Origin of the sequence: Exiguobacterium artemiae (assembly GCF_033342815.1) — a bacterium.
GTDB lineage: Bacteria > Bacillota > Bacilli > Exiguobacteriales > Exiguobacteriaceae > Exiguobacterium_A > Exiguobacterium_A artemiae_A.
This window is the reverse complement of the sequence record NZ_JAWPEN010000008.1, coordinates 25,630-49,646: the sequence shown is the minus strand read 5'-3', so window position 1 is coordinate 49,646 and position 24,017 is coordinate 25,630. Positions and strand designations below refer to the sequence as shown.

Below are 24,017 nucleotides of genomic sequence, written 5' to 3'. Positions count from 1 at the left end.
GCAAACCGCACCACTTCCTTTTCGGAATGGTGCGGTTTTGTATTATCCTTTGATGCGGCTTGCGATATCGACGGTCCGCTTCGCCTGATGACGAACGGCCGGTTCGACTGACTCGACCATATTACCATCCTGGTCGACAGTGACAGTGGTTCCGTACGGGTTTCCGCCTGCTGCGAACAGCACAGGGTCCGAGTAGCCTGGTGCTGCGACAATCGCGCCCCAATGGAACATCGATGTATAGACAGCAAGAACGGTCGCTTCCTGTCCACCGTGCGGATTTTGTGCAGATGACATCGCACTGACGACTTTATTGACGAGTTTTCCTTGTCCCCAAAGACCGCCTGTCGTATCGAGGAATTGTTGGAATTGTCCCGGCACGTGGCCGTAACGGGTCGGCACACTGAAGATGATGGCATCTGCCCAGTCAAGCAGATCCGGTGTTGCTTCTTCAACATCGCGTGTCGCATCGGTATGTTTTTGCCAGAGTGGATTCGAGGCAATTGCTTCTGCCGGTGCCGTCTCCTTGATTTTCGCAAGGCGGACTTCTGCACCGGCTGCTTCGCCTGCTTCTTTCGCCCACGTGGCGAGTTGATGATTCGTTCCGGTCGAACTGTAATAGATGACAGCCAGTTTCACATTAGACATGACTTCGCTCCTTTTTTTCAAAAACAGTGACGGACGATGAATGTACATGTCGTCTTTTCCCGGTTTTTGGATAAAGTAACGCTTTTTATCTTGAGTTCAAGAAAAAAATTACACTTCCTGTGTAACGAGCCATTTAAACCAGCGACCGTGTCCGTCCGTCTCGGCAATCGTCTGTTCCGTCAAGATACCGTCGATATAGGCATCGAGATGTAAGTAACGATCCTGAACATTGTTATAGACATGGTAAAGATTCCGCGTCCGTCCGATTTCCCCGACGACGTGTAGCAGTTCTTTTTTGACCGCAAGCGGCATCTGATTCGCGACATGCGTATGGAAGATGCAGAGCATACTGTCGTCCGGCGTTTCGGCTGCATAGTGCGGCAACAAGCGGACTCCGTCCCCTTCTACCAGCTTCAGCGGTAATGTTTCGACATAACCGGCTGCCGCCTCGAACATCGCGAGCCGCTCCCGGTGTTCCGTCCAGATTAATGCTTTCAGCCACAACTGTTCGTCTGCATCGTTCAAGTCGACGATGTTCAGATCGAGTCCCGTCCGCATCGTAATCGGCGGCGGTGTTTGCGGAATGACTGGTGTATCCGTCCCCTCAATGACCGATGTCAGCCGAAGGCGTGATGCCGGATTCCCGACCGTTTCCCCGCCCCCGTATTCATAACCGTACTGGTCAAACAGCAGTTGCAGACCGGCACTCGTACCGATTTCGAGTAAGGCAAGCGGTTGTTGTGTCTGCTGGTGAATCTGACTGAAAACCGGATAAAGATACGTACAGCGCCGGACTTCATTTGTTTGGACGAGCCGTCGTGCAAGCAGTGGAATCAGCTCCGCTTCATACATCGTACAAAAAGATTGAAAGGCGGCAAACGCATCATGAAACGGCTTCGGCTGTTTCGTCACACTCGGATAGTAAGCAGCAAGCGGATGATCGACACCTTTGAGCAACAGATAATGGACAGCACCAAATAACAGATTCGGAACCGGTTGACCGTCACGTGCGTGTTGGCATAATGCGAGAATATTCGGATCCTTCGTAATCTCGAGTGATATGGATTCGTATAACGGACTGGAGTTGCGGCACTCCCGTTCGGCAAACGTCTGAAAACGTTGTGCGAGTTCTGCTTCTGTCATGAATGGTTCCCCCTCTTTACGTTCCTTGTTGTATATTCCCTAAATTATTCCAAAGACCTGCTTCATGCCTTAAGCATCTTGGCATATTTCAAATAGAATTAACACACTCCAAACGTTCGTTCTCCTCCGGTTAAGGGTATAGATTATCTCACGACTACGACGAACGTTAGGAGCAAATGATGATTGGACTCGGCTACGCTTTCTACTTATTATTGGGCACGTTAAAATTCGTGCTGTTCAGCTTTTATACCGACACGGCTTTCCCAGTTGATCTCTTTTTCATGAACCTCGGCGGCATGCTGCTGTTATCAAGTTGGACTTTATTGATTGAATGGAAAAAACGCCGTTGGATTTGGCTTGGTCTGTTGATCGCCCACAGCCTGTTGCTGATTTCCGACATGTGGTATTACCGTTATTTTAACGATTTCCTGTCTGTCTCCCTGATGTCACAGATGATGCAGATGGGCGATGTCAGCAGCGGATTTGCCGCTTTGATCCTGCCGAAGGACTTTTTACTGTTTGCGGACAGTCTGATTTTCCTCGGATTTTTATTCTTTATGCGACACCGGACGTTTTCTATTGCGAAAAAGACACGCTGCAAGACAGCCGGGCTGACTTTTCTCACCGGTGCCGTTTTGTTTGCCGTTCCCCTCTCATACAGCATCGTCAAAGAAGACCAACATCTCAGCCGGTCCGTGTCTGATATGCGTGACTATTATCAGCTCGGATTTTGGGGTTACCACGGAATTGATCTGGTTCGGGGCATTCAAAGTGCGCTTGCTCCAACAGACGGTTTGACGAAGGCAGAACAACAGCAAGTCGATAAAAATACGACTTCCGGCACGAGTGGCGCCACGAAAAAACCGAACATCATTCTCGTCCAGCTCGAATCGTTCCAGGCTTCCGTTATCGGGCAACAGATTAACGGTCAGACATTGACGCCGAACTTAAATCAGCTGAAAAAAGAATCGCTGTATTTCCCGTCGTTTTACCATCAGACACACGAAGGACGGACGTCGGACGCCGAATTCATTACGAACACGTCGCTTTATCCATTAAAGTCGGGCTCTGTCTATACCCGGTTCCCGGACAACGAGTTTGACGCGTTGCCGGATCTGTTGCGTACGAACGGGTATGACACGGCCGCCATGCATGCGTATGAAAAAGGCTTTTGGAACCGCGATCAAGTCTATCAAAACATCGGCTTCAAACATTTTTTCAGCCAGGACGATTATCCGAAACAAAAGAAAATCGGTATGGCATTAAACGATAAACAGTTTTTCCAAAAATCGATTGAACACATGGAAACGTTAAAGGAACCGTACTTCTCGTTCCTCGTCGCCTTGACGAGTCACACCCCGTATGAAATTCCGAAGGACGAACAGCAACTCGACCTATCCGGTTATGATGAACCGATGCTGAAACGGTATTATCAAACCATTCATTACGTCGACGGAGCGGTCGGACAAATGGTCGAAGAACTAAAGAAAAAAGACATGTGGGACGACACACTCGTCATTTTTTACGGCGACCATGACAGCGGTCTGACGAACGAAGATGGTGAGATGCAGCAAAAAGCAAACATCGACAATGCGGTCGATACTTTTGAACTCGACCGCCGTGTACCGCTGTTCATCAAGAAACCGAATCAGGACATGGGTGAAACGATCCAAGAAAACGGCGGACAAATTGATATTGCTCCAACGATTATCGACTTGCTTAACCTCGATGCCCCGTATATGACGGGACACTCTTTGCTTGACGATGAACCGAACCTGACGGCGTTCCGCGACGGTTCATTCCGTTATAAAGGTTATTATTATAAAGCGAAACTGACTGGGAAAGCAGGCAACGGCACGTGTTATGACGTCTCTACAAAAGAAGCAGTCGCGCGTAAGATGTGCCAACCGCAGACGAAACAGGTTCGAAACGATTTGCGTCTGTCGGATGCCATCATCGAAAAAAACGGATTGGAATGAATTTTTTCTCATAATAAAAGAAGGCGTCGGATGTGAATTCCGCGCCTTCTTTTTGTTGTAGAGATTAAGTTTTCGCCCCGTCCTGCATCTTACGGATGATCCGGGTAATCTGTTTGCGCGGCAGGAGACGCGGAACAAACGAAAAGATCCGGTTCTGTGTGCCGGGGATGATCAGCGTCTCGCCCTTTAGAAATCCGCGGTAGCCGATGTCGGCGACTTCGCTTGCTTCCATCACTTTACCTTGCAGCATGTTTGATTTCTCCATGCTGGCGCGGTCAGCGAATCCGGTTGCCGTCAGGCCCGGACAAAGCGCCGTTACCGTTACGTTTGTCCCGCTGACTTCATTTTCAAGGGCTTCCGTGAAGGATAGGACGTATGCTTTCGTCGCATGGTAGACCGACATTAACGGTCCCGGGAAAAAGCCGACCATCGAGGAGACATTCATGACGCCACCCTGATTCCGCTGTACCATACCCGGTAAAAACAATTTTGTCATGATCGTCAATGCTTTGATATTGACGTCAATCATGTTCGTTTCCTGTTCGAGATCCGTTTCGACAAACGGTCCAAACAGACCAAATCCGGCGTTGTTGATCAAATAATCAACCTGAATCTTTTTCTGATGCAACTCGTCAAAAATTTCCTGGGGTACACCGGGTGCCGCGACATCTTTCGCGATGACCGTGACGTCGACACCGTACGTCATTTGATAATGTGTCGCGAGTTCTAAAATCTTCGCTTCACTCCGGGCAACGAGCACCATCTCATATCCGTCCCGGGCAAACCGGTCGGCCAGTTCCTTACCGATGCCGCCGGAGACACCCGTGATTAAAACGGTTTTCCGCATAGGAATCCCTCCTTTTCTTTCTCATCCAACGTTAAAACGTAATGATGACTTTCCCTTTCGGACGTCCTATCGCGACTAATTCCAGCGCTTTATTGATTTCACCGATTGTAAACTGTTGCGGATGTAGAGCCGGAACGATTTGATTCGCTTCGACGATTGACGTGATTTCTTTTAACTGACCGCCGTCTGAGCGGACGAAGATGAACCGGTATTCGACACCGTGTTTTTTCGCTGCCCGGTCATAACCGGCGCCGGCGAGTGAAAATAAGGTCTGTTTCCAAAACGGAAATTTCCGGTCCTGTGCAAACCGTTTATTGGGACCGGTCCGCAGTGACAACAATCGTCCGCCCTGCTTCAGAATGCTGAGTTCTTTTTTGAATTCCTTTGGTCCGAGCGTATCGATGACATAATCGACGTTCGTCAAAAGCTCCTCATAGTTTTGCGTCGCATAATCGAGGTATTGGTCGGCACCGAGCTGCATCGTCCGTTCACGGGATTCGGCATTTCCGCTGACAATCACTTTCAGTCCGAGCGTTTTCGCGATCGGAACCGCCATTTGACCGAAACTGCCGGACCCGCCCGGAATAAAGACCGTTTTACCGGACCGGACGTTTAATTCTTCATGCAGTCCCTGATAAGCCGTCAATCCGGTCAGTGCTACAGCTGCCGCCTCTTCGTACGATACATTTTTCGGCATGATGGCAAGAGCTGCTGCATCGACGGCTACGTATTCGGCGATCGCTCCGATTTTTTCAATCGGCAAACGGCTGTAGACATCATCGCCGACCGAAAAGCCGCGCACCTGTTTCCCGACTTTTTCAACGACACCGGCCAGTTCGTTTCCAATCGTCAACGGGAACGCGTAATCCTGGATGAGCTTGACGCTGCCCGTCATGATCAGCATCTCAAGCGGATTGATGGCAGCGGCTTTGACTTTGATCAATACTTCGTGGTCGTTGATGTCAGGCACAGGTACTTCGTTCACCTGAGCCTGGATGGTTTTGGAATAGTTACTGATTTGAGCAGCTTTCATGAGAGGTCCTCCTTTGTCTGTACCGACAGATGCTCAAACTGCATCGGAATCCAGGAATAAGTTGACGTGTGCAGCAAACAGTTCCGGGAATTGGAACAAGTGACCGTGACCTGAATCCGGATAAATGATCAGCTGTGCGTTCGGCATTTTTTCCGTCAGGATGTAACTGTTTTGCGTTGGAACCATGACGTCATCGACGCCGTTTGTCACGAGGACCGGATGTTCGATCGTCCGTAACCATTCGTAGTCTTCGTCCGGCTTCGCCTGCGCCCATTTTCCAACGGACCGTATCTGCGCCTCTTTGACCTGATCCGAGCTGTTAAATTGTTTCTGTGCAAAAATCCGTTCAAGCGACGCCATTCCGGCTGCCCGGCTCGTCTCGGTTGGTCCATAGAAGAAGAACATGAAATCGTTGATGCCGTCCTCTTCCGTTCCTTCGTGCCGGTTCATCCGCTCAAAGATTTCCGCGCTCGGATTGACGCCCGCTTCCGGCGACGTTCCCGCCAAAATCATTTTCCGGACCAGGTGTGGTGCTTGAAGTGCGACTTCCTGTGCGACCATACCGCCGATTGAAAAACCAAGGACGTCGACTTGTTCGTGACCGAGTGCCCGGATGAAGGCGATCGCATCTTGTGCCATCTCCGTCACGCTGTCCGGTGTTTCACCGTCCGTCTCCCCGACTCCTTTATTGTCGAACAGAATGACCGGGCGTGTCGCTGCGAGCGGTGCCAACAGTTTCGGATCCCAGTTTTCGATTGTTCCTCTGAAGTGGACGAACAGGACGAGCGGTGTGCCTTCTGTTTGTCCCATCGTCCGGTAGGCATACCGTGTTCCTGCTGCTTCGATAAATTGTGATTGTGTCGGTAGTTGAATAGTAGTCATGATTGTTTTCCTCCTTAAAATGTAGTAAAGCTGTTTTTTAGAATGAACGTTCTAGAATGAGTAAAAAAAAGAAAGTCAGTCCAGCACTTTGAGTGCCAGGGTGATGATACTTTCTAATTCTTTTTGACTGTAGTTCGTTTTGATCAACACGCGCAGACCAATCAGATTGTTGTGCAAAAAACGCGCCGTCTGTACCGGATCGATATCGCCCGACAGTTCGCCGTTTTGCTGTCCGTGCCGGATCAAATCCTCGAACATGCCTTCCGTCCGGTTGAACATCGCTGTCACGAGCCGGTCGATTTCCTGATCAAGTAAGGACAGTTCGACTGCCGCATTCACTGACAGACATCCTTTTGGATACTGGTCCGAAGAACGAAGGATGAACAGGAACACATCACGGATCGCCGCGTGAACCGACGTCTTTTGGCGGATGATCGTCTCCATCTCATGCGTAATGAATTTTTCATATTCATCGAGAGCCGCCAGGAACAATGAACGTTTGTCACCAAACGTGTCATAAATACTTCTCCGATGGATGCCCATACGGTCGACTAAATCCTGCATCGATGTTTTTTCGTAGCCTTGCTCCCAAAACAACTCCATCGCTTTTTTTAAGACAACCGTTTCGTCAAACTCTTTACTTCTAGCCATGTCATTTCTCCTTCAATCGTTGCAAAAACTATCATCGCTGTTTTTTAGAATGTTCGTTCTAAAAAGGGTAAGCTGATATCTGATTACAAACCGATCATACCCTTTCTAGAACGATTAGTAAAGAATAAAGTTTTGTTTTTGATAGAGAACAAAAGATGACTCCAACAGCTGTTGAAGTCATCTCTCAATTTGGATGGTTCATTTTTAACCACTGTTGCTCGTCGTCAAACAGGACATTCCATTTTTTTGTGACGATCCAGTCAAATAATACCGGAATCGTCTTATCCGATTGTCGATAGCGATTCAAAAAACGCAGTGCAACCAGACCATCGTCACTTTGAATCTGCCGCTGCCGCTTCAACATGGTCTTCAGCCGTTTGATGACCGGCTGAATAGCGGATGCATCCCCGTGTTTCGAAATTCCAAGCAATGCATATGCTTTGACTTCAATCGACCGATCCTCCAAACCTTTTATAAACATCGGCAGGAACGTATCGTCTCCGAGTTCACTAAGCGCATTGAGTGCCGAGTGCCGGACATCACCTTTCGGATGAGATCGAGGAAAGGTAACAGATGCGGAATCACCCGCTTCGTCCCAATCGTTGCCAACACAAAATTCGCACTCATGATCTCAAACGAATCGGTGGAGGTCGTAATGAATCGAATTAACGCCTCTTCTGCTAAAGCCCCCCGACAGGAGCCGAGTGCATCAATCGCCGAATTTCGAATAGCCGAACGGGAATCCTCGACATACTTGATGATATCCGTCGCGTCATCCACCCGTTCCTGTTTTGCCAGTTCATCGAGGATACTGACAATCAGTGTCGGCTTCGTCTCTTGCGCCAACCGCTCTAACAGTAGGTCAACAACACGTACATCGCCTGTGTTCGTACCAATCGTCCCCAGCATAAAGTAGAAATCCTGTTTCATGTCCAACCGTTTAGTCTGTTCAAGCAGGTCCATTAAAATAGGAAGCATTTGAATATCCTGAAAGCAACGTGCTATTTCATACGCCAAGTCAGACGGTGACCCTTCACTCGTGGAATAACCCCGTTCTTCATCGTACACATACTCGTCGATCGACATCTGTTCCGCTAATGCGATCAATTCATCTTTGTTCATCGACAGTTCCTTTAGTCTTCTTAAACAGTTTATACCAGTACAGCGTCAGATCAATGTTTGAATTAGCTGACTGTTTCAGCGTATCGACTCCACCGAGGACAAATCCTTCTTTGACGTAAAAACGGCAGGCAATCAAGTTATCATTTTGCGCTTCAAGCGATAAGCCGATCAACGACTGTTCCTTTGCCCAGGTTTCAGCTGCTTCAAGCAGCAAGTGACCGACACCGCTTTTCCGGAAATCCTTTTTGACGGCGATGTTTTCAATATAGGCAAACCGGTTCCAGTCTTTGACGAGACGGATCTGACCAATACACGCGTCTTCATGGAAGGCCAACAAGACGATTTTTTCACTGCTGTCGATATAAGCAGACCAATCCAGTTTGTCATCCGGGAAGCGGATTTCAGATGGAGTCTCGTATAACTCTTCTTCATAGGACCAGACGCCGTTCGAAAAACTCGGGAAAACTTTTCCGATGATTGGAAAAGATTCGTTCGAATGGTTCACTACATCAATAAAATTTTTTTCTAAAGATTTTATTGATATTTTTTTTAATCGCTTCACATACTTCATATTAATGATTCCAGTACGGAAGCTGACTCCTTAATAAATCCATCCCAACAATCCTGCTTTTTAGCCCATTGTGTCACATTTTGTTCGCCTGCTGACTCGCGTAAATAATTTAATGCATTTGCAGCAATAATTCTAACAACATCTTTCCAATCATCAGATAATTCTTGCATATTCCATACATCAATCAAAGAAATGCGTTCCTTGTATATATAGCCAAGCATAGCAACGGTGTAATAAATAACATTTGCTCTATACCCTTTGAGTTGCATACCATCTACTATTTTTGCCACATAAACATTAATTAATTTTCTAGCAATTAATTCCTTGTAAAAATCACTACTAATGTTTTGTATCGGATTGCTAGATTCCTCGTTATCATTTAAACTAAGCTTCCAATATTGACTATTAAGATCCATAAATTTCTTGAAAGCTTCTTCTCCACCTTTACTTGAAACGTGAGGGTAACCATCCCAAGACATGAAATATTTAGCTAATTCAACCTTTGTTATAACATTTTCTTTAGGATACATTTTTTTGAATGCAGTTTGTTCTTTTCCTTTAGAACGACGGCTGATATCAACCATATATTGACCTCTAGCCCGTTCAAAGTACCATTTAGATTCTTCTTTTAGATTATTAAATGCAGGTATCCATGTACTACGTGACAATATTTCAATATCTGACATAAATCTTGTGTTAGCTAAAAGATCAGATTTATTTATCTTGTTTTGAGTATTTGCGTATTCAGATATTTTTGTAATCAATTGATCTTCTAAATCGTGACGATCAATATTTAAAGAAGTTGTTAGCTCAGTTGTATTTAAAATAGTCAATTTTGTTTGTACATATATATCTTCTAAATCAACTCCATTTTTGTAGGCTTGATGAATTGAAGCAGTCGTTTGTCCCCCATTCACAATTTGCCAACTAGTTAACGACTTAATTTCATAAAGATTTGAATCTCCGACTTGAACAATATCACCAAATTTAGCAACGCTAGAAATTCCATTATTATAAGCAACAAACAACTCTCGCTGTTCTGAATCTTTTAATGTTTCCCTTATACCTTTATTTGTACCACCACGCGCCTGTAGAAACGAACGTACATTTCTTTCTACTAATTTCGGTCCCCAATCATCATATAATTTGGCTAATAAAACCGCAGGAATAGCACCAATATAGCAATCTATTAAACTATTATTTGTAGATTTTGGAACGTGCATTAGTTGAATGACTGAATCATATTCTTCAACAAACTGAATATCAAACTCTCTTATACCCTGCTCTGCTTCTGAAAGTTTATAAACTCTGTCCATATCCCATACATGCACATTCACAGTTTCAATTCCCGGGATGGATAAATCTATTGGTCGATTTGTAAGGTAGAACTTATTTGAGACTACAAATATATTAATTTCCTCTATCTCATCGCGATCACTTTTTATCAATTTAATCAAGTCAATAAATTCCATAGACTTGTCTGATGCTTCAAAAATAGAATCTGCATTTGTAAAGAATCTTTTGGCTCTGTTTGCCACTTCTTTTATTTCAGTTGCATTAATTACAGGTATAGAATCAATTGTAAAGAGTGGCTCATAATCAACAATATAAAGATTAAGGATATTTAAATTTTCAAAATAAAGATAACCATTTATTTGTATCTTTGAATTCTTTTTAGAATAGTATATCGGAGTTGGTTCATCCTCCGGACTTATGTATGGTAATACTTCTTGTAAAAATGGTGCTTGTCTTGATCCTACTGTATTTGCTTTTTTTTCAACTGTATCTAAAAACTCTTGCAAGAATTCAATTTTTCTTTTGTTTTCAATCATTTCTCTACTTCCTTTTTACTTCAATTTAAATACATCATCCACATTCACCATAAATTCTTCGCAATGAGTCAAGTCTAAATAATAAGAAATCCTACTTATTCCTTTAGATAGTTCTTTTGATTCTATTCTAGGAAATTTTTCTTTTACTTCATAGGCAAGTTCTTCGTGTACGAAAAAATGATTAGTATTGTATTCTTCTATTCGTATATTATTTAATAAAAGTGTTTCTCTGAATTTAACTGCAAGAGAAGGGGCTCTTTTAATAAGCTTTTCTTCAATGTTTTCTGAAATATCTTTTAAAGTATCACCAACCATATCGTTTTTCTCTATTTTTAATACATACAAAAATAATTCGTTTATTACTGGGTTAAGCTCAAGTTGCTTCTCATTTGAAATTTTAACTTCATCTCTTATTTTTGGAGAAAGCGTTTTAATTTCTATACCACTTTTCTTTGTTACAAAATCTATTCTAAATCTTAAAGGACCTTTCCAATCATTAATAATCAAAGGGGGTTCTGATGGATAATACTTTAACCATTTGTCGATATAATATAATTCTCCAAATAACCCTGCTTCTTCTTCTTCAGAAAGTTTTGTTTCCCAATTCTTTTTGAAAAAGTTATGCCATCTATCCAGTACTTCATAAAGTGACGTATATAAAGGTAGTTCTTCATCTATCAGAATATGATCAACAATATTTTGAAGGACGTTTTCAAATATATCATCACTTTCATCTACTTCTTGCGATATAATTAAAAAATTTTTTTCTTTAAGAGGTCCAATTTTAGAAAAATATTCTTGATTGATTTGAAATCCTCGCCATTTTGGGAAAGCCTTTAGTTGCTCGTCATCCCAACTTTCATCGGTAATATCTATGTATAGGCGCTTTTGACTGTTTAATAAATCAAATCCTATCAATAAGTATGGTTTTTGAAAGTAGATTGGTTTTAATTGATATACATCCTTATTCTCATCTTTAGATGCAAGTTCAACTAGTCCATTAAAACTATTGGATATACTAATCATATTATTTATCCCTCCCGACTGTTCCATTTTCAATGTATCCATAACCATTTTTTGTTTTATTATCCGATGATTGATTTTGTTTTGTATCCGGAAAAGATAAAGCAAATCCTATTGGTACCAAGTCTTCGCTAAAATCTATATTTAATTTTCTAAATGGTTCTACATCCGGGTGTAACGGATATATCAGTAAGAGCGGATTTTCCTTATTTCTTAATTGTTTGTTTATGCTTTTTTTATTCGAACTATTTCCAATATCTATAAACTCTTGATTCGAAGCAACGACTGCACCCAAATCTACATGTTGGCTACCTTTTCCTTTATCTTTATCAATACTTCTTAAAACTGCACTTTTAATTGATATTGGTCCTAGGTTTACTTTCCACTTTTCTATTCTTTTTGTTTTTACTAGTTTACTTTCTAACGTACTAGGTGTTACATCAACAATCGCAACATTAAACTCATTAAACTTACCCTTGATATTTAAGTCAGATATATAACTGGCTATTTTTTTACTATTTACCTTTGTAGCAGTTTTGCTAGTTTGATAGTTCAATAAAAATTCAATGATACTGTTACTTGGTATATCTTTGGCTATATGATAACGCGTTGATCCTTCTTTTATTTCAAATTGATTTTCTATTTTATTAAGTAATTTAAGCGTTGCTTTCATATTTTGAACATAAAAAGATTTATCTCTATCAAATAACCGTGTTTGTTGTAAACTATTTGAATAATCCGGATTTTTTTCCGCTGCCTTCATTTTATTCGGACTAGTAACACTCATACTTTCATGATCCTTCATTTTTGCAGCATATTCTTCAGGAGTAACTCGTAATTCATCATATTTTTTAAATTCTTCTCTTAGCTCACTCATTACAACTGCTAGGTGCTCGAAATTGTCAGCTAGTTCTTTACTGGTATATATACGGCATAAATCCATATAACCTTTTCGATATCCAAACCATCTTCCCATCTGCATTAACGAATCGTACATTGCGCTATTCCGGTAATAATAAGAAATAGATAGTCCATCTAACGTTAAGCCTCTCGATAACTTATTACCACCGATTGCAATTACATTTAAGCCGTTCTCCTTATGCTTCTCGTACTCTAGTGCGTCTTCACTTTCACCATTTATCTCCATTACTTCTACTTTACCAGTAATATTCCTGACCTCTTTGTAAACCTCGATCCAAGAAAACATTTGGTATTCTTCATCATATGCATCTTCTCTTATTTGAGTTGATACAATGTCTTCGTCATATAAAGATTTTAATTTATTTATATACTGACTATTTGAATCATAGAGTATCTCGTTTGATAATTTTTTATAAAACTTATCGATTACACTACACATCGAATTTTGAACATCTGTAAACCTGCTTGTATGTATAAGCATAGAATTATGTTCTTTTCTTTGTCCTCTTAAATTTCTAATAGCAATAGTTAGTAAAAATGAAAGTATAGCCTCTTCCATAGATGGAGGTACTTCCTTAAATAAATTTTTATCATCTTTGGTTTTGATATCGTTTAACACATCAATATCTTTTTCGCTAAGATGCCTAACGTATAGTGGTTTATTATCCTCCATGTATCCAGATGTATTAAAAAATTCGTCTGGACCACAGTACTGTTTCGGCTTAGGCAAAGATATTGCAAAGTCTTTTGGATACAAATCAATCCCGAAATCATTATGTTTAGTATCAGCAGCTATTAATAAGTTAGCAAACGGTGTAGCAGTGTAGCCTACATATGCCTTTTTATTAAATAAGTTTAACAATTCTCTAATATGTTTGTTTATAGTACTAGGTTGAGATTTTCCTCTCGTATCAACGCTAGCTTGATCTGCTTCGTCATCAATAATTAGAGCCGGTGGATTCACCCCCGACATATTAATACTTCTCTTAATCAATTCAATGAGGTTTGGAAGAACATCTTTGTGTTTTTTTACAACTGCTAATATAGGCTTATCTAAATTTTTAATTCCAATAGCATTTGCTGTTGAAATATCTTCTTGCGGTGTTGTCCATGTTTCTATTTGCGTACCTCCAGTTTTTATCTTAGCCACTCCTTGTTTTTCTTTTGTAATAGAATTTATAGTTCCAACTATTTCTTTTTCTAGTCGAAGTTGTGTTTGAGTTCTTAAATCGTTATGCATACCAGCTAAAACGATTATCAGTTTATAACCCACATCAAACGCTTTATTTATCAATCCTGTAAAGTTAGCAGTTTTACCTGACTGAACATAACCTAATACTAGTCCTCTATTATCAAATTCTTCTTCACCTTTCGGATTACCGATACAATCAAGAATTGTGTCGGTAGAAACATCTATCGACCTGACGGTCTCATCATCCCAATTCTTTTCACTTAATAGATATTTTTCATATCTTGGCCAAAAATATGAATATCCTCTAGAATGTTTATCCCAATTGGATAACCCATTTCTTTTTAAGACACTAGGCTTGTCTATGTTAATTGAGCCATATTTCGCATAAGCTTCTAAAGATAAACTTTCTTTTAAATCATTGTCTAGATCATAAATGAAATGCTTTTCCGTTGTTTCGATCGCTTGTTCTAAAGGGTCATTCATACCAAAATTTTTAAATGTTGTAAATAAATTATCAACCATAATCATGTAGCTATATTTATCAAAATTCGACATTAAAACTCACATCTTTCTTTAAAATATTTTTTATTGTATGAACGTCTATGCTCTCAAAACCACTCATGAGAGAGATGGATTCGGAAATTTGATCTAAGCTAATCTTTATACCGGAATTGACGATTATTTCTGCATAATCTACGATAGTTTTCTTTTGATTTTCATCAATTTTTTGATTCTCTTGCTTAACCATTGATTCTGTCTTCAACAAATTATTCGGAGATCCTAGCTCAATTAATTTAATATATAAGTTTAGTTGTCTTTTTATATTACTATCTAGTTGTTTCAAAATATGTATTAGCACAGGATGATTTCTGTTTATTATATAGTTGCTGATATTATCATCTGATTCCAATTCCCATGTATTCAACGAACCTTTTACTTTATCTCCTGTTCGGGATGCTCTAGTTTTATAAAGCATTATTTCATGAGAAAGTTGTCTATAATATTTTGCTATCGCTCCCAATGCTTCTTTAATGTCTTCTGGTATATTGACAGTAGATTTTTTTATGTCTAGTTTCCATTCTTCATCAGATTCATTAGTAAATTCTATTTTTATTCTTACTAACTCTGAAATTGCATCCTTAGAAAAAAGTCCAAACCAATCACCATAAGATACTAATCTATTCTCTCTATAAATATAAAAACCTTGTTGATCCCTCCAACCTTTAATACCTGCTGCTTTCTTATAATCTTTCCTATTAAAAGTCGAAGGATGCGGAAGTACATACGGAGTCACAATGATTTTTTTACCATTCAATTGAAGGTATTGTACTTCGCCTTCATAGCATCTAGGGTTTTCTTCTAAAAATGGACTCCATGGTAGTAACTGATTATCGTTAATATTTAATTGAATGTCTGTTAATAAAAGATGAAATACCAACTCCAAATATTTTTGGATACGATTTATTTTATTAAAAAAGCTACTCGACTTAACAATATTATTAGTTCTATAGCCACAAAATCTGTCAAGTTTATCTATAAATATAATAGTTCCGTTATCTCCTTGTATTTCATTAGCATCTAATTCAATATCTGAAGGAAGTGATTTATAGAGTAACCATTCATTTTCTTGACTAACGTAATCTAAGTCCCAACACCTTACAGATAACTTAGAATTTTTTTTACTAATAACAGTTAATCTTTTGCCTAAAAAAAATGCTGCTGTTTTCAATCCCATACCAAATCTACCTAGCTCTTCACGTTCACGTTTATCCCTTGGATCTTTTGATCCAATAGTCATAGCTATTTGTAATTCCTTTTCAGTCATACCAATACCATCATCAGTTATCTTAATAGAGCCATTACCTTCATTGTATGAAAAATCAATGCTAATCTTATTTGCTTTCGCATCAATACTATTATCAATTAAATCAGCTATAGCAGTTTGTGAATTGTATCCGATACTTCTTAAAGCTTGAATAACTGGAGCAGCTGAAGGTTGCGTTATTATTTCGTCCATTTAGTTACCTCGTTTCCACAAATATGGTTCATCACCATAACGCGTGGTTGCTATTTTAACGACCAAGCTCAAGACGCAATCTCAAAAAGAATCGTTTGAGGTTTCGGTAACCGTAAGCACGACGTTTGATGAGTTTAATCTTATTATTCGTTCCTTCCATTTTTCCGTTTGAGAGCGTTGACACAATGGTTTGACACATCGCTTCTTTACGACCACTGATCGCTTTCGCGATTTTCGCAAGAGGTCCGCACGGATGGAATTGAAAACGCTCTAGCCAGTCTGTCAGTCTTCGGTTGGCCTGCCTGTCGCACGTTGCTTTCAAAACATATCGGATATGTTGAAGCCCTTGGTAGAGATCTCGAGTAAAGGAGTCTTCCAGAAGACAAAAACGGGCGACCTCTCGGTCCTCAAGGGACAATACTTCCGGACGACAAGCGAGGGCACGATCAATCATACGAACATGGTGATGTCGTCTTGCCTCGTTCAAAAAACGACGTCGTCGGCGAAGAGCATCCGTGAAGAACTGGATGAGATGAAAACGATCCAGCACATGCGTTGCATTCGGGAAGACACGAGTAGTTGCCTTCGCCATTGCAGGTGCAAAATCACTGACGACAGAACGAACATCTCCAAGTACACCTTGAAGCGCAGCCGTAATCGCCGATACGTCCCGGCCCGGGACGATAGACAGAAGACGTCCAGTCTTGGCATCAAGAACGATTGTCGCATAGTGGTGTCCTTTTCTCGTGGCGAACTCATCGACGAGGATGTGTTTCGCATGTCCCACTGTATCTACTGAAGCGTATTGATAAAACCACCGTTCTACCGTCGTATAAGGAAGTTCATATTCACGTGCGACATCTGAAATCGTCCGTCCGTGACACCGTTCTGTGATGCCTTTTCGAAACACTTCGGTAGAAGTACGGACGAGCCCTAGACCATAGTCATACACGAACGTCAAATCACAAGAGAGACATCTTTGACGTGGAACATCCAGCTCAATCCACAAGGTACCGACTCCCCATGCATGACCGTGTCGAAAACGACGACGCTTTTTTGAATGTAGGATGGTCTTCTTTTCGTATAGCGGACAAGGGATGTCATGTGTATCCGGAGTGACTGGAAAAATGTGTGGTTCTTCATCTGACGACATCTGGATTTGAAAAAGGGCTGGAAGTGGAAGAAGTAATTTGATAAACTGTTGGGACAAAGCGAAAACTCCAATCGTGGTTTGTCTAAGCAACAATTACGATACCGGGGTTTTCGCTTTTTTTCTATGTTCAATTCAAAATCCGATGGATTTTATGTGTCAACCACACCTTATGGTGATGAGCCACAAATATCCTTTATTTTTTATTTTACCAGTTTATTTGATTTAATTCATTTTTCATACAAAAAGGCCAAGAGATAAATTTATCTCTAAGCCTTTTGAACTTCATTTGCTCACAAACTCTTCTTTTAATAAGTTTACAGGTGTAATACCCATCTGTACTAACATAGTCTCAGCGATAGACCTCGCTAATAATGGAGGAACTGCATTGCCAATTTGTTGATATTGCTTATCTTTTGACCCTACAAATATATAGTTATCTCTAAATGACTGTAACCTAGCTGCTTCGCGTATACTTATAGCTTCTGCTTTATTAGGATGTTGCCACATCGACTTTCTAACATTTACTACTGTCGGAGATGCTTTTTTACCATCTAGCTTCAAGTAAATTGTATTTTGTGTTCTAGACGCATCAGCGTAAGTTATATTCTTTAACTCATCAGAAAGACTGTGAAAATTCCCGCCTCCTTTGTCACTTATTTCTTCAAATCTTTTTTTACTCAGCGGCTCACTATCCGTATTGACATGATTATAAATAACATTTTTACTCGATCCGCTTCTATAATAACTTTGCATAGTTGTTTCATCATTTTTCACATCATAGATCAATTCATTATCCGATACATTTTTGTTCGGTTGAATAAAATATAAATCTTTAATTGCGTCTTCAACAGTAAATATAATGTTGTTTTTTGACTTTGGTAAAGATATATCAGAACTAATACATACTTCATTTCTTAAGCCCATAAATATGAAACGGTGTCTTTTTTGAGGTACAAAAAAATCGTTTGAATTAAGAACATCTGATGTTAAGTTATATCCTAAACTCCCAAAAAAATTAAATAAATATTCCACTATGCTGTATGAAAATACCTCAACTGATACTTTGTAGTTTTCTACACCATCAATATTAATTTCACCTAATGTTAAGATTTTCTCGTCTAGCAATTCTTTTCGATATCTAACTAATTGATTAATCTCTAAAAATAAAATTAACGTATTTAAAGTTGTTTTATTGTCGTATTTATCTTCACTCAGAATTAATTCTAAGATTTCAGCAGTATTTACAAAGAGTTTCTTAATATCATTTTCCAAAATAATATTACTTGCTAAAAGTGATCTTAAATCTATTACTATATTTTTAATTTCTTTAGCCTCGATTTTATTAATACTGATAGAGCTCTGCTTTTTTAACTTTTTAACTATACTCTTTAATCTTGATAGATATTCATGCTTCAAAAGAGTGGTCTTCTTAATGTCTAAATTCAGTGCCTGTTTAATAAGGTTTTTCTCTTTTATGTTTTTAGTCTCCAGTAATACTAATTCATCTTTGTTCCAAAATGGCACCATGTTTTTATTAATCGATTCAAGATGCTTAATTGAACTATAAGCATAGATAGAATCATCAACATGGTGTGTAACAAAAAATTTATGGGTTTTAGAGTTCATTGTTTTTACATTTTCCATTAAAAATGCGACTGGTTTTATTTCATAAACAGCCCTAGCAAATTCTTTAACGAGTTGATTATTACCTGATATCAAATAATTTTTTTGTCTGTTCGCATTAGAAAAACCTTGGCATGGAGGTCCACCAATAACAACAATATCCTTTGTATAAACTGTATTTTTAGTCGCATAAGGTTTAAAGTCGATTTGACTTATATCACTCACACTAGAATCTTTAGCTGTAATGATAATATCTTTATTTCTATTATGATTTAGAATATATGTCTCTTTTGCATCTTTATTTATTTCTACGGCACCTATAACTTCAAAGTTCCCCGTTTGTAAAAATCCATTACTTAATCCACCAGCTCCAGCAAATAGATCGATCAACTTAATTTTTTGCGATTCACTATTCAATTTACTCTCTCCTAAAAATAATTCGATATAAGCAGCATATATCTAGAAAGTCGATTTGGCAATAAAAAAGTGTAAATAAATTTAGTTTAAAAAAGTAAAATGCTGTTATATTGAACTTATTAAATTATTTATAATTTCTTATTATTTTTAAAAACTAAACCGAAATTAAAATAAATTAACGAGCAATAAAATATTTTTTATACCTTTATAAAAAAAGGTCTTTCACCAGCTGACTAAACTGATGAAAGACCTTCTCTATTTAAATAACTTATAATTCTTTATTACATCATTCCGCCCATTCCACCCATGCCGCCCATATCAGGCATTGCAGGTGTACCGGCTGATTCCGGTTTGTCGGCGATGACGGCTTCTGTCGTCAAGAACATCGCTGAAACAGATGCTGCGTTTTGAAGGGCTGAACGCGTGACTTTCGCCGGATCGACGATTCCTGTTTCGATCATGTCGACATACTCGTCCGTTGCTGCATTGTAACCCATGCCTTGCGCTTCATGTTTGAGACGCTCGACGATAACTGAGCCTTCTTGACCGGCGTTCTCCGCGATTTGACGGAGCGGTGCTTCGAGGGCACGAAGGACGATGTTGACACCTGTCGCTTCGTCACCTGTTGTGACAGCAAGAATCGATTCAACGGCTTTCGTGACGTGGATGAAGGCTGTTCCCCCACCGGCCACGATTCCTTCTTCGACGGCTGCACGTGTCGCGTTAAGTGCATCTTCGATTCGGAGCTTCCGTTCTTTCAGTTCCGTTTCCGTTGCTGCCCCGACTTTGACGACGGCTACGCCGCCTGCGAGTTTCGCGAGACGCTCTTGGAGTTTTTCACGATCGAAGTCGCTTGTCGTTTCTTCGATTTGCGAACGGATCGCTCCGACACGCGCTGTGATTGAATCACTGTGCCCGTTTCCTTCGACGATTGTCGTATTGTCTTTTGAGACGACGACTTTCGACGCACGACCGAGTTGTGTGATTTGTGTTTCTTTCAGATCAAGACCAAGCTCTTCCGTGATCAGTTCTGCGCCTGTCACGATCGAGATGTCTTCAAGCATTGCTTTACGACGGTCTCCGAAACCAGGTGCTTTAACCGCAACCGCGTTGAACGTTCCACGGAGTTTGTTGACGACAAGTGTCGCGAGTGCTTCGCCTTCGACGTCTTCCGCGATGATCAAGAGTGGTTTGTTTTGTTGAACGACCTGCTCAAGAACAGGCAGGATTTCCTGGATGTTCGAAATCTTTTTGTCCGTGATCAGGATGTACGGGTTCTCAAGAACCGCTTCCATTTTATCGGAATCCGTGATCATGTATGGTGATGCATAGCCACGATCAAACTGCATGCCTTCGACGACATCAAGTTCCGTCGTGAAGCCGCGTGATTCTTCGATTGTGATGACGCCGTCCTGACCAACACGTTCCATTGCTTCTGCGATCAATTGACCAACTTCTTCGTCAGCTGCTGAAATCGCCGCTACTTGAGCGATTGCTTCTTTGCCTTCGATTGGTTTTGCGATGGCGTGGAGTTCTTCGACTGCACGACGAACTGCTTTTTCGATCCCTTTACGGATGACCATCGGGTTTGCGCCCGCTGTGACGTTTTTAAGTCCTTCACGGATCATCGCTTGTGCGAGGACTGTCGCTGTTGTCGTACCATCCCCTGCGATTTCGTTCGTTTTCGACGCAACTTCTGCGACGAGCTTCGCGCCCATGTTTTCGAAGTGATCTTCGAGTTCGATTTCTTTTGCGATCGTCACACCGTCATTCGTGATGAGTGGTGAACCGAATTTCCGTTCGAGAACGACGTTACGTCCTTTTGGTCCGATCGTCACTTTGACTGCGTCCGCCAATGCGTCTACTCCGCGAAGCATCGCCCGGCGTGCTTCTTCACTGAATAAGATATCTTTTGCCATGACTGAAATCCCCCTTTGATTAGTTTGCTACTGCTAAAATATCGCTTTCGCGTAAGATTAAGTATTCGTTGCCATCGACTTTCACTTCTGACCCTGCGTATTGCGCATAGATGACATGGTCCCCGACATTCACTTCAAGTGGTACACGGACACCTTGTTCCGTCACACGGCCTGTACCGACAGCGACGACTTTACCCTCTTGCGGCTTTTCTTTCGCTGACCCAGGAAGAACGATTCCTCCGAGTGTTGTTTCTTCTTTTTTAACGACTTCGATCACGATGCGATCACCAAGTGGTTTTAACATGCGAAACATCCTCCTTGAACATGACTGTTTTTTAGCACTCACTTAATCGGAGTGCTAACATATTTTTATCTTAAACGGTTTTCAGTTGGAATTCAAGCCCGAACCCTTATGCGTTTTCCCGAAATCGCCATCTTTGAACCATCACCATTCGTGCGCCCGGTCGGTTTGTTTGTTACAATCGGGACAGTACCTTCATTACAAAGGAGTTGTGTCCCGAACAATGAAAAATTCCGTTAATCTGCCGTTTAACATGGCTGAGAAGTGGCAAATCCGTCACGTCATTCCAATCGTGATTTATTTAATCGTGCAACTTGTCCCGGCAACCTTCCCAAGTTTCCTCTCCAAAAGTCAGATTCCGAGCGTTCTCGGCTGGTGGCTCGCGATTGGTTTTACTGTAGCCGTCATCGTTTCCTTCTATTGTTTACGTCCTGATTGGCAGAAGTGGAAAGCTGAAGGCAATCAGACCGATACGATGGATACGTTAAAGTGGATCGGGATCGGGATCGTCTTGTTGTATGTCTCGCTGATCAGTGTCAATCTGGTGGATGCTTGGCTGTCCGGTGGTATCGAGAACATCGCGAAATCACAGAATACGGATGAAATCATGAAAGCTATCCAGGTCATTCCGATTCTTCAAGTCATGGTCGTCCTGCTTGGTCCGATCATGGAAGAGTTTTTGTTCCGCCATATCATGTTCGGAAATTTGTCGACCAAACTGAACTTCATCTTCAGCTTCGTTCTCAGCGGTGTCATCTTCGGTTTGATTCACGGAGATAATAAATTCTTGATTTACGTCGCGATGAGCTTCGTTTTCTCGCTCGTCTTCGTCAAGACCCGCCGCATCATCGCACCGATCGCCATTCACGTCTTTAATAACGGCATCGTCGTGCTTGCCCTCTACGCAACGACTTAATTAACGAAAGGTAGTGTTTTCATGCGACAAGGTTCAAACTTCATGGCATTGTTTTATGCCATCTTCGGTATTCTGTTCATGTACCTCGCTTATACCAACTCGATTGAGGCCGGAACAGTCTTTAACTTCTGGACGATTCTCTTAACACTGTTCGCAGCCGTCGACTTTTATCGTCTTTACCTCATCTTCCGCTTCCGGATGGCAGCCAAGAAGATGATCAAAAAAGAACAGGAAAAAAAGGACGACAAGAAATAACGCAAAATGAGATCGCCGACTTTAATCGGTGATCTCATTTTTTTATTGGCGGCTATGATGTCGAAGAGCAGGTGTCGTGTGTTCACCGCCCGACTTCTGCGGGAAAAGGAAGCTCCGCTTCCGTCAGGAACAGGCGGGACCAATACGTCACCGCGGACAGCGAACAACAGATTACGTCCTCCTATTTCTAAGGCAACAAAAAAGACCAGATGACGATTCATCTGGTCTGCTGTCATATTATGCACTCTTGATTTGATCCTGCTTACCTTCCGTCGACATGAATTCGTCGAGCTGGTCGGAATCCAGAACACCTTCCCACTTCGCAATGACGAGTGAAGCAAGCGTGTTTCCTGTTACGTTAACGACAGACCGCATCATGTCCATGATCCGGTCGATTCCGGCGATGAAGGCAAGTCCTTCTGCCGGAATGCCGACTGTCCCGAGTGTCGCGAGTAATACTACGAACGAAACCCCAGGGACAGCGGCCATCCCTTTTGATGTCAACATCAGGACGAAGACGAGCGTCAACTGCGTACCAATTGATAAATCAATATTGTACATCTGTGCGATGAACAACGCCGCCAGAGCTTGATACAGTGCTGATCCATCAAGGTTAAACGAGTAACCCGTCGGAACAACGAAACTGACGATCGACTTTGGAACACCCATTTTTTCGAGTTTTTCCATGACACGTGGTAACACCGTTTCCGACGATGCCGTCGAATACGTGAGGAGTAGTTCATCTTTGAAGACACGGACGAAATCCGAGACACGAATCCCGACCCATTTCATGATCGATCCGAATACGATGACCATGAACAGGAGTGCTGTGACATACAATGTTCCAATCAATTTAAAGAGCGATCCGAGTGATTCGATTCCGAACGTCGAGACCGTAACACCAATCAAAGCGAAGACACCGATCGGGGCGAACTTCATGACGATGTTAACCAGGTTGAACATCGCTGCTGCGACCCCTTCGAAGAAGCGGACGACCGGTAGGCCCTTTTCACCCGCGAATCCGACACCGAGTCCGAACAGAACGGAGAAGAAGATGATGGCCAGCATATCGCCACGCACCATCGCGTCCAAGATGTTCGTCGGTACGATGCTGACGATTTTCTCGACAAGACCTTGATCTTTCGTTGTTTCTTCTGTTGCGACGTACGTCGAGATATCCGTCTTTTCGAGTGTCGCCATATTGATGCCGGCTCCCGGTTCAACAAGGTTTGCTGCGAATAATCCGGTAAAGATCGCGATCATCGTGACGATAGTAAAGTAACCGAGCGTCTTTGCGCCGAGGCGTCCGAGACTTTTCGGACTTCCGACTGACGAGACACCGAGAACGATGGTTGTAAAGACGATGGGGACGACGATCATTTTCATCATCCGGATAAAAATATCACCGATTGGCTTCAGCCACTCCGCGACATGTGGATTCCCGTAAAAGATACCACCGACGGTAATCCCGAGAATCAATCCGATTAAAATCTGCCAAGCCAAACCAAGTGGCTTACGTTTTGTCACTGCCATAATTTTCCTCCTTAATTTCACACATTTAAAAACACATAAGAG

Annotated in this window: 20 protein-coding genes and 1 pseudogene; 3 read left to right on the top strand and 18 right to left on the bottom strand. The window is 41.6% G+C overall.

Annotated features, from left to right (window positions below):
• Positions 1 to 42: 42 nt before the first annotated feature.
• Both wrbA and R7V76_RS09280 read right to left on the bottom strand, forming a co-directional pair.
• Positions 43 to 645: an NAD(P)H:quinone oxidoreductase gene (gene wrbA, locus R7V76_RS09285; RefSeq protein ID WP_012371621.1), complete on the bottom strand. Its 603-nt coding sequence runs from the start codon at positions 643 to 645 to the stop codon at positions 43 to 45.
• A 108-nt stretch (positions 646 to 753) separates the two neighbouring features.
• Positions 754 to 1,788 carry a DUF2332 domain-containing protein gene (locus R7V76_RS09280; RefSeq protein WP_318092207.1) on the bottom strand — a complete coding sequence of 345 codons (1,035 nt, stop codon included), beginning with the start codon at positions 1,786 to 1,788 and terminating at the stop codon, positions 754 to 756.
• Between the two features lie 179 nt (positions 1,789 to 1,967).
• Between R7V76_RS09280 and R7V76_RS09275 the strand changes: the two genes are divergently transcribed.
• A complete protein-coding gene (locus R7V76_RS09275) occupies positions 1,968 to 3,767 on the top strand; it encodes an LTA synthase family protein (RefSeq protein WP_318092206.1) in 1,800 nt (599 codons plus the stop codon).
• A 64-nt stretch (positions 3,768 to 3,831) separates the two neighbouring features.
• Here R7V76_RS09275 and R7V76_RS09270 read toward each other — a convergent pair whose 3' ends face one another.
• The 15 genes and pseudogenes from R7V76_RS09270 to groES form a co-directional block, all read right to left on the bottom strand.
• Complete coding sequence (locus tag R7V76_RS09270; protein ID WP_318092205.1) at positions 3,832 to 4,614, bottom strand: SDR family NAD(P)-dependent oxidoreductase; 783 nt, start codon at positions 4,612 to 4,614, stop codon at positions 3,832 to 3,834.
• A 31-nt stretch (positions 4,615 to 4,645) separates the two neighbouring features.
• Entirely contained in the window at positions 4,646 to 5,647 is a 1,002-nt protein-coding gene (locus R7V76_RS09265; RefSeq protein WP_318092203.1) for an NADP-dependent oxidoreductase, read from the bottom strand.
• A gap of 33 nt (positions 5,648 to 5,680) precedes the next feature.
• The gene (locus tag R7V76_RS09260) at positions 5,681 to 6,529 is read right to left on the bottom strand and encodes an alpha/beta fold hydrolase (RefSeq protein ID WP_318092201.1); all 849 of its coding nucleotides are present in this window, start codon (positions 6,527 to 6,529) and stop codon (positions 5,681 to 5,683) included.
• Between the two features lie 75 nt (positions 6,530 to 6,604).
• Positions 6,605 to 7,180, bottom strand: a complete 576-nt coding sequence (locus R7V76_RS09255; RefSeq protein WP_318092200.1) for a TetR/AcrR family transcriptional regulator — start codon at positions 7,178 to 7,180, stop codon at positions 6,605 to 6,607.
• 184 nt (positions 7,181 to 7,364) lie between these two features.
• Positions 7,365 to 7,676 (bottom strand): annotated as a pseudogene (locus R7V76_RS09250) (hypothetical protein); the annotation flags it as partial.
• A complete protein-coding gene (locus R7V76_RS09245) occupies positions 7,652 to 8,302 on the bottom strand; it encodes a HEAT repeat domain-containing protein (RefSeq protein ID WP_318092197.1) in 651 nt (216 codons plus the stop codon). The gene R7V76_RS09245 and the pseudogene R7V76_RS09250, both read right to left, overlap by 25 nt.
• Positions 8,289 to 8,864 (bottom strand): GNAT family N-acetyltransferase, encoded by a 576-nt coding sequence (locus R7V76_RS09240; RefSeq protein WP_318092260.1) that lies wholly within the window; start codon positions 8,862 to 8,864, stop codon positions 8,289 to 8,291. The genes R7V76_RS09245 and R7V76_RS09240 overlap by 14 nt, the downstream gene beginning before the upstream one ends.
• A gap of 5 nt (positions 8,865 to 8,869) precedes the next feature.
• Positions 8,870 to 10,705 carry an AIPR family protein gene (locus R7V76_RS09235; protein ID WP_318092196.1) on the bottom strand — a complete coding sequence of 612 codons (1,836 nt, stop codon included), beginning with the start codon at positions 10,703 to 10,705 and terminating at the stop codon, positions 8,870 to 8,872.
• 15 nt (positions 10,706 to 10,720) lie between these two features.
• Positions 10,721 to 11,731: a PD-(D/E)XK motif protein gene (locus tag R7V76_RS09230; protein ID WP_318092195.1), complete on the bottom strand. Its 1,011-nt coding sequence runs from the start codon at positions 11,729 to 11,731 to the stop codon at positions 10,721 to 10,723.
• Position 11,732: 1 nt separating this feature from the next.
• On the bottom strand, positions 11,733 to 14,396 hold the full coding sequence (locus R7V76_RS09225; RefSeq protein WP_318092193.1) for a Z1 domain-containing protein: 2,664 nt from the start codon (positions 14,394 to 14,396) through the stop codon (positions 11,733 to 11,735).
• Positions 14,383 to 15,858 carry an ATP-binding protein gene (locus tag R7V76_RS09220; RefSeq protein WP_318092191.1) on the bottom strand — a complete coding sequence of 492 codons (1,476 nt, stop codon included), beginning with the start codon at positions 15,856 to 15,858 and terminating at the stop codon, positions 14,383 to 14,385. Before R7V76_RS09220 ends, R7V76_RS09225 begins: the two co-directional genes overlap by 14 nt.
• 55 nt (positions 15,859 to 15,913) lie before the next feature.
• Positions 15,914 to 17,011: an ISL3 family transposase gene (locus tag R7V76_RS09215; protein WP_318092190.1), complete on the bottom strand. Its 1,098-nt coding sequence runs from the start codon at positions 17,009 to 17,011 to the stop codon at positions 15,914 to 15,916.
• 282 nt (positions 17,012 to 17,293) lie between these two features.
• Complete coding sequence (locus R7V76_RS09210; RefSeq protein ID WP_318092189.1) at positions 17,294 to 19,051, bottom strand: DNA cytosine methyltransferase; 1,758 nt, start codon at positions 19,049 to 19,051, stop codon at positions 17,294 to 17,296.
• A 281-nt stretch (positions 19,052 to 19,332) separates the two neighbouring features.
• Complete coding sequence (gene groL / locus R7V76_RS09205) at positions 19,333 to 20,970, bottom strand: chaperonin GroEL (protein WP_318092188.1); 1,638 nt, start codon at positions 20,968 to 20,970, stop codon at positions 19,333 to 19,335.
• 19 nt (positions 20,971 to 20,989) lie between these two features.
• Positions 20,990 to 21,274 (bottom strand): co-chaperone GroES, encoded by a 285-nt coding sequence (gene groES, locus R7V76_RS09200; protein WP_012371631.1) that lies wholly within the window; start codon positions 21,272 to 21,274, stop codon positions 20,990 to 20,992.
• A 220-nt stretch (positions 21,275 to 21,494) separates the two neighbouring features.
• Here groES and R7V76_RS09195 point away from each other — a divergent pair, with 220 nt between their 5' ends.
• Positions 21,495 to 22,187, top strand: a complete 693-nt coding sequence (locus R7V76_RS09195; RefSeq protein ID WP_214849936.1) for a CPBP family intramembrane glutamic endopeptidase — start codon at positions 21,495 to 21,497, stop codon at positions 22,185 to 22,187.
• 21 nt (positions 22,188 to 22,208) lie between these two features.
• On the top strand, positions 22,209 to 22,442 hold the full coding sequence (locus R7V76_RS09190; protein ID WP_214765486.1) for a DUF4305 domain-containing protein: 234 nt from the start codon (positions 22,209 to 22,211) through the stop codon (positions 22,440 to 22,442).
• Positions 22,443 to 22,679: 237 nt separating this feature from the next.
• On the opposite strand, the gene R7V76_RS09185 is transcribed toward R7V76_RS09190, so the two are convergent.
• Positions 22,680 to 23,975 (bottom strand): cation:dicarboxylate symporter family transporter, encoded by a 1,296-nt coding sequence (locus tag R7V76_RS09185; RefSeq protein WP_214765489.1) that lies wholly within the window; start codon positions 23,973 to 23,975, stop codon positions 22,680 to 22,682.
• Positions 23,976 to 24,017: the final 42 nt, after the last annotated feature.

Coding starts and splice junctions, on each gene's coding strand:
- R7V76_RS09235 (WP_318092196.1), bottom strand. CDS start 10,705: ATGATTGAAAACAAAAGAAAAATTGAATTCTTGCAAGAGTTTTTAGAT.
- R7V76_RS09225 (WP_318092193.1), bottom strand. CDS start 14,396: ATGTCGAATTTTGATAAATATAGCTACATGATTATGGTTGATAATTTA.
- R7V76_RS09215 (WP_318092190.1), bottom strand. CDS start 17,011: ATGTCGTCAGATGAAGAACCACACATTTTTCCAGTCACTCCGGATACA.
- R7V76_RS09275 (WP_318092206.1), top strand. CDS start 1,968: ATGATTGGACTCGGCTACGCTTTCTACTTATTATTGGGCACGTTAAAA.
- groES (WP_012371631.1), bottom strand. CDS start 21,274: ATGTTAAAACCACTTGGTGATCGCATCGTGATCGAAGTCGTTAAAAAA.
- R7V76_RS09195 (WP_214849936.1), top strand. CDS start 21,495: ATGAAAAATTCCGTTAATCTGCCGTTTAACATGGCTGAGAAGTGGCAA.
- R7V76_RS09280 (WP_318092207.1), bottom strand. CDS start 1,788: ATGACAGAAGCAGAACTCGCACAACGTTTTCAGACGTTTGCCGAACGG.
- R7V76_RS09265 (WP_318092203.1), bottom strand. CDS start 5,647: ATGAAAGCTGCTCAAATCAGTAACTATTCCAAAACCATCCAGGCTCAG.
- wrbA (WP_012371621.1), bottom strand. CDS start 645: ATGTCTAATGTGAAACTGGCTGTCATCTATTACAGTTCGACCGGAACG.
- R7V76_RS09270 (WP_318092205.1), bottom strand. CDS start 4,614: ATGCGGAAAACCGTTTTAATCACGGGTGTCTCCGGCGGCATCGGTAAG.
- R7V76_RS09190 (WP_214765486.1), top strand. CDS start 22,209: ATGCGACAAGGTTCAAACTTCATGGCATTGTTTTATGCCATCTTCGGT.
- R7V76_RS09255 (WP_318092200.1), bottom strand. CDS start 7,180: ATGGCTAGAAGTAAAGAGTTTGACGAAACGGTTGTCTTAAAAAAAGCG.
- R7V76_RS09230 (WP_318092195.1), bottom strand. CDS start 11,731: ATGATTAGTATATCCAATAGTTTTAATGGACTAGTTGAACTTGCATCT.
- groL (WP_318092188.1), bottom strand. CDS start 20,970: ATGGCAAAAGATATCTTATTCAGTGAAGAAGCACGCCGGGCGATGCTT.
- R7V76_RS09185 (WP_214765489.1), bottom strand. CDS start 23,975: ATGGCAGTGACAAAACGTAAGCCACTTGGTTTGGCTTGGCAGATTTTA.
- R7V76_RS09260 (WP_318092201.1), bottom strand. CDS start 6,529: ATGACTACTATTCAACTACCGACACAATCACAATTTATCGAAGCAGCA.
- R7V76_RS09220 (WP_318092191.1), bottom strand. CDS start 15,858: ATGGACGAAATAATAACGCAACCTTCAGCTGCTCCAGTTATTCAAGCT.
- R7V76_RS09245 (WP_318092197.1), bottom strand. CDS start 8,302: ATGAACAAAGATGAATTGATCGCATTAGCGGAACAGATGTCGATCGAC.